The organism is Methylosinus sp., assembly GCF_036560965.1.
GTDB lineage: Bacteria > Pseudomonadota > Alphaproteobacteria > Rhizobiales > Beijerinckiaceae > Methylosinus.
The window spans coordinates 88959-102529 of record NZ_DATBQF010000058.1 but is presented as its reverse complement, the minus strand read 5'-3'; the positions used below and the strand labels follow the sequence as shown (position 1 = coordinate 102529).

General features: G+C 67.3%; 13 protein-coding genes and 1 other RNA gene. 1 reads left to right on the top strand and 13 read right to left on the bottom strand.

What is annotated here, in order from left to right; translation table 11 throughout:
- Nucleotides 1–8 precede the first annotated feature (8 nt).
- Nucleotides 9–797 (bottom strand): ribosome maturation factor RimP, encoded by a 789-nt coding sequence (gene rimP, locus VIF40_RS15295; RefSeq protein WP_331938370.1) that lies wholly within the window; start codon nucleotides 795–797, stop codon nucleotides 9–11.
- A gap of 271 nt (nucleotides 798–1068) precedes the next feature.
- Here rimP and VIF40_RS15290 point away from each other — a divergent pair, with 271 nt between their 5' ends.
- Nucleotides 1069–2007: a DUF1152 domain-containing protein gene (locus VIF40_RS15290; protein ID WP_331938369.1), complete on the top strand. Its 939-nt coding sequence runs from the start codon at nucleotides 1069–1071 to the stop codon at nucleotides 2005–2007.
- Nucleotides 2008–2015: 8 nt separating this feature from the next.
- Here the strand turns inward: VIF40_RS15290 and VIF40_RS15285 are convergent, their stop codons facing one another.
- The 12 genes from VIF40_RS15285 to mnmA form a co-directional block, all read right to left on the bottom strand.
- Complete coding sequence (locus VIF40_RS15285; protein ID WP_331938368.1) at nucleotides 2016–2600, bottom strand: coiled-coil domain-containing protein; 585 nt, start codon at nucleotides 2598–2600, stop codon at nucleotides 2016–2018.
- A gap of 46 nt (nucleotides 2601–2646) precedes the next feature.
- The gene (mutT, locus tag VIF40_RS15280) at nucleotides 2647–3048 is read right to left on the bottom strand and encodes an 8-oxo-dGTP diphosphatase MutT (RefSeq protein WP_331938367.1); all 402 of its coding nucleotides are present in this window, start codon (nucleotides 3046–3048) and stop codon (nucleotides 2647–2649) included.
- A gap of 11 nt (nucleotides 3049–3059) precedes the next feature.
- Entirely contained in the window at nucleotides 3060–3572 is a 513-nt protein-coding gene (locus tag VIF40_RS15275; protein ID WP_331938366.1) for a carboxypeptidase regulatory-like domain-containing protein, read from the bottom strand.
- A gap of 108 nt (nucleotides 3573–3680) precedes the next feature.
- On the bottom strand, nucleotides 3681–4073 hold the full coding sequence (locus VIF40_RS15270; RefSeq protein WP_331938365.1) for a hypothetical protein: 393 nt from the start codon (nucleotides 4071–4073) through the stop codon (nucleotides 3681–3683).
- 61 nt (nucleotides 4074–4134) lie between these two features.
- Nucleotides 4135–4833: an HAD family phosphatase gene (locus VIF40_RS15265; protein ID WP_331938364.1), complete on the bottom strand. Its 699-nt coding sequence runs from the start codon at nucleotides 4831–4833 to the stop codon at nucleotides 4135–4137.
- A 157-nt stretch (nucleotides 4834–4990) separates the two neighbouring features.
- On the bottom strand, nucleotides 4991–6238 hold the full coding sequence (argJ, locus tag VIF40_RS15260; RefSeq protein ID WP_331938363.1) for a bifunctional glutamate N-acetyltransferase/amino-acid acetyltransferase ArgJ: 1248 nt from the start codon (nucleotides 6236–6238) through the stop codon (nucleotides 4991–4993).
- A gap of 95 nt (nucleotides 6239–6333) precedes the next feature.
- On the bottom strand, nucleotides 6334–7233 hold the full coding sequence (locus tag VIF40_RS15255; protein ID WP_331938362.1) for a peptidylprolyl isomerase: 900 nt from the start codon (nucleotides 7231–7233) through the stop codon (nucleotides 6334–6336).
- Between the two features lie 161 nt (nucleotides 7234–7394).
- Nucleotides 7395–10331: a bifunctional [glutamine synthetase] adenylyltransferase/[glutamine synthetase]-adenylyl-L-tyrosine phosphorylase gene (locus tag VIF40_RS15250; protein WP_331938361.1), complete on the bottom strand. Its 2937-nt coding sequence runs from the start codon at nucleotides 10329–10331 to the stop codon at nucleotides 7395–7397.
- Nucleotides 10332–10597: 266 nt separating this feature from the next.
- On the bottom strand, nucleotides 10598–11188 hold the full coding sequence (locus VIF40_RS15245) for a 5-formyltetrahydrofolate cyclo-ligase (protein ID WP_331938360.1): 591 nt from the start codon (nucleotides 11186–11188) through the stop codon (nucleotides 10598–10600).
- Between the two features lie 30 nt (nucleotides 11189–11218).
- Nucleotides 11219–11374, bottom strand: a non-coding RNA gene (gene ssrS / locus VIF40_RS15240) — 6S RNA.
- Nucleotides 11375–11483: 109 nt separating this feature from the next.
- Nucleotides 11484–12224, bottom strand: coding sequence for a class I SAM-dependent methyltransferase (locus VIF40_RS15235; protein WP_331938359.1), 741 nt, complete (start codon nucleotides 12222–12224; stop codon nucleotides 11484–11486).
- On the bottom strand, nucleotides 12224–13453 hold the full coding sequence (mnmA, locus tag VIF40_RS15230) for a tRNA 2-thiouridine(34) synthase MnmA (RefSeq protein WP_331938358.1): 1230 nt from the start codon (nucleotides 13451–13453) through the stop codon (nucleotides 12224–12226). The genes VIF40_RS15235 and mnmA overlap by 1 nt, the downstream gene beginning before the upstream one ends.
- Between the last annotated feature and the right edge of the window lie 118 nt (nucleotides 13454–13571).

Sequence of the window (13571 nt, the reverse complement as noted above, 5' to 3'; positions counted from 1 at the left end):
ACGCATTGTCAGCGCGGGCCGGGCCCGCTGCTTTTTTTCTTGAATCCGGCTTGCACGCCGGCCGGAACCAGCGGCTTCGCCTTATTGCCCTTCGCCGCTGCGAAACGGCCGGGCCCGCGGCGGGGCCTCTCCTCTTCCTGCGGCGCGGCCTCTTCCTCGCCCGCGGCGTCGCCCTCGCTCGTCTCGTCTTCGAGCTGCGCCTTGCTGGCCCGCAGCGCCTCGCGGATCAGCGCGTCGGTCAGCATCAGCTTGGCCTCGTCGAGATCGCGCAGCGGCATGCGCACGGTCTTTTCTTCGTCCGGCGGCGCGTCATTGCGCTCGAGCGTCACCACGGCGTCGCGGCCTTCTCCCTCGACACAGAGAATATTGCCCCGAAAACGCTTGCGGCCAGTTTCGAGCGGCTGCGTCAGCTCGATCTTCGCCTCATGGCCGATCGCGCGACGAAAATCCGAGACGCGCACCAACGGACGATCGATGCCGGGCGAGGAGATCTCCAATCGATAGGCGTCGGAGATCACGTCCTCGACGTCGAATTCGGGCGACAGCGCCTGACTCGCGGCCTCGCAATCGCCGACCGTCATGGTTCCGTCGGGTCGTTCGGCCATGATCTGCAGCGTCATGCCGGTCTGCGCGAAAATGCGCGCGCGCACCAGACGATAGCCGAGCTGCGCCAGCACGGGCTCGGCAATATGGGCGATGCGCGCCGCGACGCCCGTCTCGCCGCAAAGGCGCGGCTCATCGAGCGGGGAGGGCGCCTCGACGGCGCCGACGGCGGGCGTTTCTGCCAAGCGGCTCATCCTGATTTGCGAGGGTCTCTGGCCGGAGCAAACAAAAAAGAGCGGGTCCCGGCCGGGCCCCACTCTCAAGCAGCGATCATCCGGGAATGATCGTTATGAGATAGAACGAGCGGCTTATACACCCGGATCGCGCGTAGGCGCAAGAAAAATGCTTCATCGGCGGCGGCGAGCGTAGCCCTCGCGGGCGCGGGCGGGCTCCGTCCAGGGCGAGAGGCTGTTTCGAGACGAAGGGAAAGGCGATAGGCTCATTGACCTTCGAAGAGACGAGTAGATGCGAATTCCTTTTTTCAACGCGCTCGACGATTCGCAGCGCATCCTCATCGCCGGCTGCGGCGGCGGCTTCGACATCGTCAGCGGCCTGCCGCTCTATGTGTTTCTACGCAATGCGGGCAAGAGCGTCTTCCTGGCCAATCTGTCCTTCGCCCGCGTCGATCTCGCGTCCCGCAAGAAGATCGGCCCCGCGGCGCGGCTCGTCGATTTCGACAGCCGCATGCAGGGCTATTTTCCCGAGCGCCACCTCGTCGACTGGCTCGCGGCGCGCGGCTGCGAGCCCAAGGTCTTCGCCTTCGAGAAGACCGGCGTGCAGCCGTTGCGGCGATCCTATGAAGCGCTCGTCTCTTTGCTGAAGGTCGACACGATCATCCTCGTCGATGGCGGGACCGATAGTCTAATGAAGGGCGACGAGGCCGCGCTCGGCACGATCGAGGAGGACGCGCTTTCGATCGCCGCGGTCCATCAGCTCGAGGGCGTCCGCAAATTTCTCGTTTGTCTCGGCTTCGGCGTCGATCATTATCATGGCGTCTGCCATCACTCTTTTCTCGAGAACACGGCGGAGCTCGTTCGTTCCGGCGGTTTCCTCGGCTGTGTTTCCGTGTCGCAGGGGACGCCGGAGGGCGACGCGCTGCTGGACGCCGTCGATTTTCTCAACGAGCGCCAGCCTCATTCCAAGAGCATCGTGGCCAACTCCATCGCCTCGGCGATACGCGGCGGCTTCGGGAATAGGCACGACACCGAGCGCACGAGAGGGACGGAGCTTTTCATCAATGCGCTGATGGCGCTCTATTGGTGCTATGATCTCGCCGCGGTTGTCCGTGGAATGGGCTTTTACGAGGCGATCGCCGGCAGCGAGAAATTCCACGAGGTGGAGAATGCGATCCGCATTCATCACGCCCATGCCGACAAGCGAGACTGGAAGAATTTGCCGTTGTAAGCAGACTTTCAGGGATGGCCGGCGGGAAGATAACGGATCGCCGCGAGAATCACCCCTACCGCGACCACCATGGTCGAGCCGAACCAGATTTTGAGATCTCGCTTGGCGAGCTCGACGTCGGATCGCACCGAAGCGATCTCGGTCTTGAGGTCCGAGCGGACCGCGGCGATCTCTGTCTTGACCTCGGCGATCTCCGTTTTCAGCTCCGTCCGGACAGCCGCGATCTCGGTTTTCAATTCTGTCTTGACTGCCGCGATCTCGGTTTTCAGCTCGGTTCGGACTTCGGCGATCTCGGCTTTCAGCTCGGTTCGAACCTTGCCGATCTCGGCTGTCAGCTCGGTTCGGACTTCGGCGATCTCGGCTTTCAGCTCGGTCCGAACCTTGCCGATCTCGGCTGTCAGATCGGTTCGAACCTTCCCGATCTCCGCGCGCAAACCTCCTTCGGCGGCCGATAGATCGGCTTTTGTCGCCAGCTCCTGGCTCATCGCCTCTGCGAAAGCCTCGGCAGCCGCCTTCGCCTGGGGGCGAGCGAACCCGCCCGCTTCCAGCTTCTCGACGAATTTCAGCGTATCGAAAGCAACGGAGCCGCTCATGCTCGGAAAGATAGGCTGCGTCGAGCCCTGAATCAACTCGCTTCGCTCACCCCAGCAGCGCCGCCAGCGGGGCGATCAGCGGGGCGTCGGCGGGGGGCATTCGCGCCGGGTCCAATTCGCTCGGCCGTGTCCAGGCCAGCGCCTGGCCCTCGCGGGGGTGCGGCTCGCCGCGCCAGCGCCGGCAGAGGTAGAGCGGCATCAGCAGATGAAACCTCTCATAGGCGTGGCTGGCGAAGGTCAGCGGCGCGAGATCGGCCGTCTCCACCTCTATGCCCAGCTCCTCGGCCAGCTCGCGCACGAGCGCCTGCTCCGGCCGCTCGCCGGGGTCGAGCTTGCCGCCGGGAAATTCCCACAGACCGGCGAGCTGCTTGCCGGGCGGGCGTTGGGCGATCAGCACGCGGCCTTGCGGATCGACGAGCGCCGCGGCCACGACGAGAAGCAAGGACAAGCGCGTTCCCCTCAATTGCCGGAGAGGACGACCTCGATCGGGTCGGTCTCCTTGCCGGTGACGGCGACCTCGTCGTACATCGCGCCGCCGTCGCTGAGCAAGCCGCCCTTCGGGACCCAGGTGAGCTGCGTCGTGACGAAATAGCGGCCCGGCGCCACTTTGTCGAAGGTGAAACGGCCGGTCGACCCCGCCTTGGTCGTGCGCGTGAAGGCGGCATATTCGGCCTCCTGCGTCGGCGTCGGCATGAGCAGGGCGGGGATGAACTTTCGCTTGCCGTAATATTGCGAGAAGCGCGCCTGCGCATAGGCGGTCGCGGGAATGAGCCGCACCACCTCGCCCGCGGCGTAGCGCACATTCACCTTGCCCTGCTGGTCGCGCAGAAAGGCCTGGCCCTCGATCGTCGCCTTGCCCTCTTGCCGGATGAAGGCGGCCTCCGTCGGATCGAAGCGCATTTCCGGCGCGGCGCTGTTGCAGGCGAAGAGGGCGAGCGGCGCGAGCGCTGCGCAGACGGCGAGAAAACGCATGAAACGGCCTCGGTAACGCGAGATGCGCGGCCAATCTCGCCGCTCCGCCGACCAAAGGCAAGGCTCGAGCTTATTCTCTCGAGCTTGTTCTCGAGGCTCGAGCTCGGTCTACGGTTTCTTCTCGGGCGGCGACAGAAAGGCGGCGGCGCAGCTCAGCCCATTGCGCCAATCGACGACATTCGTGCGCTTGTCGTAGCAATTGCGCTTGGTGATCGCCTCCTCGCAATCGGCGCCGCCCATGAATTGATAGGTGACGCAGGCGCCGACGGCGGGTGGCTTGCTCGCATCGCCCTTGGCGGCGGCCGCTTTTTTCTCCGCGCCTTTCTTTTTCGCGCCCTTCTTTTTGGCGGGCTTTTTGGCGCCGCCCTCGTTCGCGTTCTTCTCCACGACGACGCCGGATTCGGCCACGACCGCGCGCGCCTCCTCATAAGCGCCGGCGCAGGCCGAGAGAGACAGCGAGAGCGCGACGATAGCGGCGAAGAGCGGGCGGCGCGGGTTCATCCTCGTCTCCGTCGCGCGATGAGCGAATCGTCATGTAGACTAGAAACCGGAACGAATTTCGTCAGCGCGCAAAGGCCCCTAGGGGCCGCTGCGCGCTTGCCTGCGCGCGCAGCATGTCGAGCACCTCGCGCAGGCTCGCGACGACGGCGAGGCAGAGCGCGCGCTCCTCCGAGGAGGGCTGCAATATGTCCGGCGCGAGAATCGTCATCGCGCCCGAGGCGGCGGCCGAGCGCAGGCCGGTGGGCGAATCCTCGAGCGCGAGGCAGCGCGGCGTTTCCTTGCCGAGCGCCCGCGCGGCGCGCAAATAGGATTCGGGATGCGGCTTGCCGCGCGCGACATCGTCGCGCGTCACCAGCGCCGAGAAGTGGGAGAGCAGGCCGCAACGGCTCAGATGATGCTCCGCCGTCGGCCGCCGCGAGGAGGTGGCGATGGCGAGCGGAATATTCATGGCGGTGAGATAGTCGACCAGCTCGCGCGCGCCGTCCTTGAGCGGCACGCCGGCGCGCGAGGCGTGGGCGACGAAGCCGCCGCAGGCCTCGATGCACGCGTCTAGCGGGAAATCGGCGCCGAAACGCTCGATCATCATGATCTCGCAATCCTGCATCGGCTTGCCGATCATGCGATGGCAGAAATCTTCGGTGATCTCGAAGCCGACGGCGTGTCCGGCGGCGATCCAGGCGTCGACATAGAGCCGCTCGGTATCGAGGAGCGTGCCGTCCATATCGAAGAGCACCGCCTCTACAGTATGGGGGAAAACCATTTGTCCGCTTCCTCGCCGCCGCCGAGCCGTCGCGAGTAGAAGCCGATTCTCGAAACGCTGCGATGACGAAGACATCACGAGCGCATGTCATAGACGGGCCCGCCCCCTTCTCCCGCAGGCGAGAGAAGGGGGCGGGCGCCGAGCCTCTAGGAAATTTTCAGCTGCGATAGTCGCCGTTGATGGCGACATATTCTTTCGTCAGATCGCAGGTCCACACGCGCGCCGCGCCGGAGCCGAGGCCGATGTCGACATGGATGGCGATCTCGTCGCGCTTCATGATCTGCGAGACTTCCGCCTCGTCGTAATCGGGATCGCGCATGCCTTTGTGGGCGACGCGTATGTCGCCGAACCAAATGGCGAGCTTGTCGCGATCGGCCGCTTCGCCGGACTTGCCGACCGCCATCACCACGCGGCCCCAATTGGCGTCCTCGCCGGCCACCGCCGTCTTCACCAGCGGCGAATTGGCGATGGAAAGCGCGATGCGCTTGGCGGCTTTCGCGCTCTCGGCGCCGATCACCGTCACCTCGACGAATTTGCGCGCGCCCTCGCCGTCCTTCACCACTTGATGGGCGAGGTCGAGCAGCACCTCGTCCAGCGCGCGGCGAAAATCCTCGAGACGCCGGTCGCTCGCCTTCTCGATGACGGGCGCGCCGCGCTTTTCCGCCGCGCCGGTCGCAAAGAGCAGCAGCGTGTCCGAGGTCGACGTGTCGCTGTCGACGGTGATCGCGTTGAACGAGCCCTGCGTCGATTTCGACAACAGGCTCTGCAGCGCCTCGGCGTCGATCGGCGCGTCGGTGAAGACGAAGGAGAGCATGGTCGCCATATCGGGCGCGATCATGCCGGCGCCCTTGGCGACGCCCGCGATGCGCACCTCCACGCCGCCGAGCGTGGCGACGCGCGTCGCGAGCTTGGGATAGGTGTCGGTGGTCATGATGGCGGAGGCGGCCTCGCGCCAGGCGTCCCCTCGCGCTTCAGCGGCGAGCTTGCCCAGCACGGGCTCGAATTTCGTGGCGTCCAGCGGCTCGCCGATGACGCCGGTCGAGGCGAGGAACACCTGTTTCTCGGGAATGCGGGCGGCGGCGGCGACGAGCTTGGCGGAGAGCTTCGCCGCATCCTTGCCGGCCTTGCCGGTGAAGGCGTTGGCGTTGCCGGAATTGACGAGCAGCGCCCGCGCCTTGCCGCCGTCGAGCCGCGCCCGGCACCAGTCGACCGGGGCCGAGGGGCATTTGGAGCGCGTGAACACGCCGGCGACCTGCGTCCCCTCGTCGAAGAGGGCGAGCATGACGTCGGTGCGCCCGGCGTAGCGTATGCCGGCCTGCGCCACGGCGAAACGGACGCCGTCGATCGGCGGAATGTCGGGATAGGTCTTGGGGGCGAGCGGCGAAACGGGAGCGGCCTTGGCCATTGTCGAAACGGGTCCTGAAAGAGGCGGGAGGCGGTCGGGCGGCCGGCGGTCGGCGACAACCGACTGCCTACCGCCCCTTGCCGACGATCAGATGACTATTTCTTTTTCTCGGCCGGCTTGGCTTCGGCGGGCTTGTCGCCCGGCTTGACCTCGCCCGGCTTGGCTTCCGCCGGCGGGGCCTCGGTGCGCTCGATCTTGGCGCCCTGGCGCAGCTCGACGATGAGATCCGACTGCGCCTTCTGCGCGACATAGCGCGAAACCTGGTCGCGCACCTGGTCGAGCGGCGGGAACACCTTCGGGCGCTTCTCGTCCAGCTTGATTACGTGCCAGCCGAATTGCGTCTTCACCGGATCGGAGATGTGGCCCGGCTCCAATTTGAAGGCGGCGTCGCCGAATTCCGGCACCATGCGATCCTTGGTGAACCAGCCGAGATCGCCGCCCTGCGCGCCGGTGTCCTTGGAGAGCTCGGTGGCGACCTTGGAGAAATCCTCGCCGGCCTTCACGCGCTTCAGCGCCGCCTTGGCCTCGTCCTCGGTCGTCACCAGAATGTGGTGCGCGTGGATCTCGGTCTCGGGCTTCTGATTCTTGGCGGCCTCTTCATAGGTCTTCTTGACGGCGGACTCGGTAGTGGCGTCCTTGGCGATCTTGCCGAGCAGAGCCTCCATCAGCGCCTTGTCGCGGAGATAAGCGAGCTTCTTGGCGAAATCGGGAGTCTCGCCGAGCTTGTCGCGCTGCGCCTTCTGCACCACGAGCTGCTCGTCGATGAGGAAATCGAGAATGTAATTCTCCCGCGCCTTGCCCTCCAATTGCCGCGGCAGACCAGCCCCGAGATCGTCGAGCGCGATTTTCACGTCGTCGTCGGTGATGTCGACGCCATTGACCTTGGCGAGGACCTTGGCCTGCGCCGAGGCCGCGCCCATCGCCAGCAGTGCGCAGACGCCGATCGCGGCGAGGACGCCCCGGCTGCCGAGACGCGTGGTCTTGAGGTGAGGCATGATGGTCTCCAACAAAAGAGCGACAGACGGGGGGGCCTGTCGTGACAGGGGGTCCACTAGAACAAGTCCGCGCAAAGGGGAAACGGATTTTTCGGAACAGGCGGACGAAACCGGATCATCTCTAACGAATTCTTCAGTGAATTTGTAGGCCTCGTCCCGCGTCACGCGCGCAGCAGGGAAACGAGGATCGCGCGCGTGCTCGCTCTGGTCTCGGCGAGCAGAGCTTCGAGCTGTTTCATATCCGGCGATTCGCCCGCCCGCAACAAGAGCGCGACGAGGCCGCGCGGCGCTTCGGCGGGATCGAAATCGCTGTCGATGGCCAGCCGCAGCAATTGCGTGAGACCCTGGTAGAGCGAGGCCGCCTGCGTGAGCGTCGCCGCGGCTCGGGCGTCGAGCAGGCCGTGCGCGGAAAGGCGCTCGAGCGCGACGCGCGTCGTCGGGGAGAGCGTGTCCGGATGCGCGGCCGCGTGGCGAAGCTCCAGATATTGCGTGACGAACTCCACGTCTATGAGGCCGCCCGGCGCCTGTTTCAAATCCCATGCGCTCTTGGCGGGCTTCTCCCGCTCGAGCCGGGCGCGCATGTCGCGCACATCGGCGGCGAGCTTTGCGGCGTCGCGTGGACGCGTCAGGGCGGCGCGGATGGCGGTCTCGACCTCGGCGGAAAAATCGCCCGGGCCGGCGACGACGCGCGCCCTCGTCAGCGCCATATGCTCCCAGCTCCAGGCCTCATGCGCATGATAATCCTCGAAGGCGCGCAGGCTCACCGCGAGCGGCCCCTTGCTGCCGGAGGGGCGCAGGCGGAAATCCACCTCGTAGAGCAGGCCCTGGGCCATTGGCGCGGACAGCGCCGCGATCAGGCGTTGCGTGAGGCGCGCATAATAGGCCGCCGCGGCGAGCGGACGCTCGCCCTCCGACTCGGCGTGCGGATCGGCGTCATAGAGCAGCATGAGATCGAGATCGGAGGCGGCGGTCATCTCGCGTCCGCCGAGCTTGCCGAGCGCGACGACGGCGGCGCGGCCTCCCTCGATGCGCCCATGCGCGCGGGCGAATTCCGCCTCGACGCGCGGCAGCAGCGCGGCGATGACGCATTCGGCGAGCCGCGCATAGGCGAGGCCGGCCTCGGCCACCGAGAGCGCGCCGGTCAATATGCGCACGCCGATGAGAAATTTCTGCTCCTGGCCGAAGACGCGCGCGGCGTCGAGCGCCTCTTCATAGGAGCGCGTCTCGGCGAGGCTGCGCTGAAAGGAGGCGGCGAGCTCGGCTTCGCCCGGCAGCTGCTCGAAGAAGGCCGGCTCCAGCACGGCGTCGAGCACGCGCGGGCGCCGCGAGATGGTGGCGGCGAGCTTGGGAGCCGCTCCGGTGATCGCGGTCAGCAGGCCGAGCAGGCGCGGATTGGAGACCAGCACCGAGAATAATTGCACGCCGGCGGGCAGCCCCGCGAGCAGCCTGTCGAAAGCGAGAAAGGCCTTGTCGGCGTTCTCGGTCGCCGCCAGCGCCTCGAGCAGCGCCGGCGTCAGCTCGGTCAGGCGCTCGCGCGCCTTGGTGGAGCGCGTCGCGGGGTAGCGGCCGAAGTGCCAGCCGCGAATGGTCTCCGTCACCGTTTTCGGATGCGCGAAGCCGAGGCGCGCGAGCGTCTCGAGCGTGCCGGGGTCGTCCTCGCCGCCGGTGAAGACGAGATTGCCGGTCTGCGAGGAGAGCTGCGGCGCGCTCTCGAACAGATGCGAATAATGGCTCTGCACCGTCTCCAGCCGCGCGACCAGCGCATGCGTGAACGCCTCGAGCGTGGCGAAGCCCATCATGCGGGCGATGCGCAGCGCATCCGTCTCGTCGCGCGGCAGAACATGCGTCTGCTTGTCGGCGACCATTTGCAGCCTGTGCTCGACATCGCGCAGAAAGAGATAGGCGTCGGAAAGATCGTCGCGCACGCGCGGCTCGATCCAGCCATTGGCGACGAGCGCGTCCAGCGTCTCCAATGTCGCGCGGCCGCGCAGCGCGGGATTGCGTCCGCCAGTGATGAGCTGCTGCGTCTGCGCGAAAAATTCGATCTCGCGAATGCCGCCGCGGCCGAGCTTCAAATCATGGCCGAGCGCGGCGATCGCGCCATGGCCTTTGAAGGCGTGGATTTGCCGCTTGATCGAATGCACATCGGCGATGGCGGCGAAATCGAAATTCCTGCGCCAGACGAAGGGCGAAAGCTCCTCGAGAAAAGCCTCGCCGGCGGGTATGTCGCCAGCGGCGGCGCGCGCCTTGATGAAGGCTGCGCGCTCCCAATTCTGGCCCATGCTCTCATAGTAAGAGAAGGCCGCCTCGAGCGGTATGGCGATGGCCGTCGCGCCGGGGTCGGGGCGCAGGCGCAGATCGACGCGGAACACATAGCCGTCCGGCGTGATGTCGGAGAGAATGCGCACGATGCGCTTCGTCATTTTGACGAAGAGATCGACATCCTCGCCCGGCTGCGCGACACGCGCCCGCGCGCGGTCGAAGAGGACGATGATGTCTATGTCGGAGGAGTAATTGAGCTCATAGGCGCCCTCCTTGCCCATGGCGAGGAAGATCCAGCCGCAGCCGCGCTCGGGGCTGCGCTGATCGAAGAGCTCCAGCTTGCCGGAGGAGGCGGCCTCGCGCAGCGTGAAGGCGATGGCCGCAGAGAGCGCGGCGTCGGCGAGGCGGGTGAGCGCATGCGTCGCCTGCATCGTCTCCCAGGCCTTGGAGAGATCGGCGAGCGCCACGAGCAGCGCGCCCTCCTGCTTGGCGCGCCGCAGCGCACGCATCAGCTCCGCCTCTTCCGTGACGCCTTTCGCCGCGCCTCGCGTCGCCTCGACGAGCCGCGCGAGGCCGGCGTCCGGATCAGCCTCGAGCAGGCGCGCGAGCCGCGCGGGATCGCGCGCCGCGAGCTCGGTGAGAAAAGGGGAGGAGCCGAGGACGCCCTCCACCAAAGGGCGCGCATTCGCTTGCGCCGCGAGGACGGCGACGAGCGCGCCGCAGCTGTCGCGCTCCAGCACGCGAGCGAGCGCGGCCGCCGCCTGGGCGCGGTCGATCGGCTCGATGATGCGGCTGGCGCGGGCGAGGAGGGAGCAGGCGGAATTGGTCTGCGTCATTTTTTATCCGTTGCCTGCGCGCAGCGACGCCTTTTGGGACAGAGCGCTTCCTTCTCCCGCAAGCGGGAGAAGGTGGCCCTCGCGTAAGCGTGGGTCGGATGAGGGACCGAGACGCGGCAATTGTTTCGATATCCTGCGCCACGTCCAGAGCCGGGCGAACCGCTGCGACCCTCATCCGACCCGGCTTCGCCGGGCTGCCTTCTCCCACGAGTGGGAGAAGGAGTCGCGCGGCGAGATTCGGTTGAACGCGGCAAAGCGAACGCGCGTCACGAGAAGGCGATCAGCTCGCGCTCCGTCAGCAGGAAATCCAGCTTCTGGTCATGCGGCTCGGTCGGCACGGCGTCGGTCTCCTGGCAGGCGTAGGCGACGCCGATCGCGATGATGCGTTTCGCCGCCCGTAGCTGCGAGAGCGTCGCGTCATAGATGCCGCCGCCATAGCCGAGCCGATAGCCCTTGCGGTCGAAGGCGGCGAGCGGCGAGAAGACGATGTCGGGATCGAAGGAGGGTTGCGTCTCGGGCGGCTCGGAGAGGCCGAAGGGGCCCTTCACCAGATCGTCGCCGGGCGTGAAGGCGCGAAAGATCAGCGGGCGCTTCACCGCCGTCATCACCGGCAGGGCCGTGGCGATCTTCGCCGCGGACAGCGCCTCGATGAGCGGTCGCGTGTTGAGCTCGCTGCGAATCGGCCAATAGACCGAAACGACCTCGCCGGTCTCGGCGGCGTGGGGCGCGAATCGGCGCACCAGCGCCAGCGCGCGTTCGACCACTTGCAGAGAGGCGGCGTGGGCCTCGTCATGGGAGACGAGGTCGCGGCGGGAGAGCGTCCGCCGGCGCAGTTCGGTCTTGGCGTCGACGGTCATTGGGGCGTCCGAGCGTCCGATCATGTGAGGTGCGGGCCGCGTGAGCCGTGGGACATCGATCCCGGGAACCTACAACGTAGGTGGGCGCCGTAGTGACCAAGCCCACGGGCAAGGCCAGGGACAGCTCCCTTAGAGATCGATAAGGCCCCGGGGAATTAAAGTCCGTCACGCACCCCGCAGCGCCGCAGTGACAATGTAATCCCGACTGCGCGGGAACGCCAGAGGCAGGAGTGGCGGCAGGCGGGATGGCGGCAGGCGGGATGGCGACGGGGATCGGGGCCTCGAAATGGCCCCGTCACGCGTGCTCGTACGGCCGCCGCGTCTCGCGACAGGGCCGGCGCGAATGCTCGCCCCAGCGCGCCAGACGCTCGATGCGTGTCAGCGTGAACAGGCCGAAGGGCGGCAGCACGCGGCGCTCGGTCAGCCGCATGTCCGGGCGGGAGTCGATCCAGTCGCCGATGATCGACCAGGGAAATTGCGGCCGCCAGCCGAGCGTCGCCGAGAAGCTCTCGCCGATGAATTCCTCGAGCGCCGACATCGGCCAGTCCGCCGAGCTCACATGATTGACGAGCACGATCTCGCCGCCCGGCCGCACGACGCGGGCGAGCTCGTCCAGCGTGTCCTCCGGGTCGGGCACGACGGTCAGCAGATAGGGCGCGACGACGCAGGCGAAGCTGGCGTCGCAGAAGGCGAGCCGGCTGGCGTCCATGCGGGCGAGGCCGGCGATATTTTTCAGCCCCTCGCGGGCGATGCGGGCCGAGGCGCGCTGCAGCATGGGCTCGGAGAGGTCGACGCCGACCACCCGCGCTTTGTCGCGGAACATCGGCAGCTCGAGCCCGGTGCCGACGCCGACGTCCAATATGCGGCCGTCGGCGCGCGAGGCGATCGTCGCCACGGCGCGCCGTCCGGGGCCCAGCATGTTGGAGAAGACGAGGTCGTAGACGGGCGCCCAGCGCGCATAGGCCGCCTCTATCGCCCGACGATCGAGGCCGCGCTCGAAGAGGGTGAAGCCGGAGACGCCGCGCGCGTCGCTCATCAGGCGCTCCGATCGAGTGCGAGCGCGTGCTCGGGCGTCGCGGGCTCCGGCGCCTGCGCCTCCGCATGGGCGATGAAGCCGCCGCCCAGCACGCGGGCGCGTTCGTCGCCGCGCTCATAGAAGACGCAGGCCTGGCCCGGCGAGACGCCGTATTCGCCGGTCTCGAAGACGACCTGCGCGCCGCCGCCCGGAAGCGGGCGCAGCAGCGCCGGCGTCGGCGGACGGGTGGAGCGCACGCGCGCAGAGATCGGCAGGCCCTCGGCCGGCAGAGCGGCAAGATCGCCGGCGCCGATCCAATTGACGTTGCGCAGCGCCACGCGGCGCGTCTCCAACGCCTCGCGCGGGCCGACGACGACCTGCGCCTTGGCGGCGTCGAGCCGCACGACGAATAGGGGCTCCGCGGCGTGGCCGGCGACGGCGGCGCCGAGACCGAGGCCGCGGCGCTGGCCGATCGTGTAATGGATGACGCCGGCGTGGCGGCCGAGCACGCGCCCGTCCACATGGACGATGTCGCCCGGCACGGCGGCGCCCGGAGACAGGCGCTCGACGAGATCGGTGTAATGGCCGCTCGGCACGAAGCATATGTCCTGGCTGTCGGCCTTCTCGGCGACGTCCAGGGAAAAGCGGCGGGCGAGCTCGCGCACGTCGGATTTGGCGTATTCGCCGAGCGGGAAGCGCAGCATGTCGAGCTGCGCGCGCGTCGTCGCGAAGAGGAAATAGCTCTGGTCGCGGGAGGCGTCGAAGGCGCGATAGAGCGCGCGGCCGCCGCGATCGTCGGCGCGCGAGGCGATGTAATGGCCGGTGGCGAGGGCGTCGGCGCCCAGATCCTTGGCCGTGTCGAACAAATCGACGAATTTCACGAATTGATTGCAGGCGACGCAGGGGACCGGCGTCTCGCCGCTGGCGTAGCTCTGCGCGAAAGTGTCGATGACCGTCTCGCGGAAGCGGGTCTCATAGTCGAGCACGTAATGCGGTATGCCGAGCCGCGCCGCCACCTGGCGGGCGTCGTGAATATCCTGGCCGGCGCAGCAGGCGCCCTTGCGATGCGTCGCCTCGCCGTGGTCGTAGAGCTGCAGCGTGACGCCGACGACGTCATAGCCCTCCTCGCGCAGCAGCGCGGCGACGACGCTGGAGTCGACGCCGCCGGACATCGCCACGACGACGCGCGTCTCGGCCGGCGGCTTGGGCAAATCGAGGCTGTTGAGGAGGCGAGCGCCGGCCGTCGTCATCGTCTGGGACCGTCCGAAGAGCGTTTCACGAGACCCGTGGGCGGGCGTCAAATCCGCTCGAACGGCTCGCAATTCGTTGTAAACCATTATCTGTCCCGCGAGGCAATCCGCCAGAGCC

What these genes read in the sequence shown, in the direction of transcription:
- rimP (WP_331938370.1), bottom strand. Translation starts at nt 797, where the DNA reads ATGAGCCGCTTGGCAGAAACGCCCGCCGTCGGCGCCGTCGAGGCGCCC.
- VIF40_RS15290 (WP_331938369.1), top strand. Translation starts at nt 1,069, where the DNA reads ATGCGAATTCCTTTTTTCAACGCGCTCGACGATTCGCAGCGCATCCTC.
- VIF40_RS15285 (WP_331938368.1), bottom strand. Translation starts at nt 2,600, where the DNA reads ATGAGCGGCTCCGTTGCTTTCGATACGCTGAAATTCGTCGAGAAGCTG.
- VIF40_RS15275 (WP_331938366.1), bottom strand. Translation starts at nt 3,572, where the DNA reads ATGCGTTTTCTCGCCGTCTGCGCAGCGCTCGCGCCGCTCGCCCTCTTC.
- VIF40_RS15270 (WP_331938365.1), bottom strand. Translation starts at nt 4,073, where the DNA reads ATGAACCCGCGCCGCCCGCTCTTCGCCGCTATCGTCGCGCTCTCGCTG.
- VIF40_RS15265 (WP_331938364.1), bottom strand. Translation starts at nt 4,833, where the DNA reads ATGGTTTTCCCCCATACTGTAGAGGCGGTGCTCTTCGATATGGACGGC.
- argJ (WP_331938363.1), bottom strand. Translation starts at nt 6,238, where the DNA reads ATGGCCAAGGCCGCTCCCGTTTCGCCGCTCGCCCCCAAGACCTATCCC.
- VIF40_RS15255 (WP_331938362.1), bottom strand. Translation starts at nt 7,233, where the DNA reads ATGCCTCACCTCAAGACCACGCGTCTCGGCAGCCGGGGCGTCCTCGCC.
- VIF40_RS15250 (WP_331938361.1), bottom strand. Translation starts at nt 10,331, where the DNA reads ATGACGCAGACCAATTCCGCCTGCTCCCTCCTCGCCCGCGCCAGCCGC.
- VIF40_RS15245 (WP_331938360.1), bottom strand. Translation starts at nt 11,188, where the DNA reads ATGACCGTCGACGCCAAGACCGAACTGCGCCGGCGGACGCTCTCCCGC.
- VIF40_RS15235 (WP_331938359.1), bottom strand. Translation starts at nt 12,224, where the DNA reads ATGAGCGACGCGCGCGGCGTCTCCGGCTTCACCCTCTTCGAGCGCGGC.
- mnmA (WP_331938358.1), bottom strand. Translation starts at nt 13,453, where the DNA reads ATGACGACGGCCGGCGCTCGCCTCCTCAACAGCCTCGATTTGCCCAAG.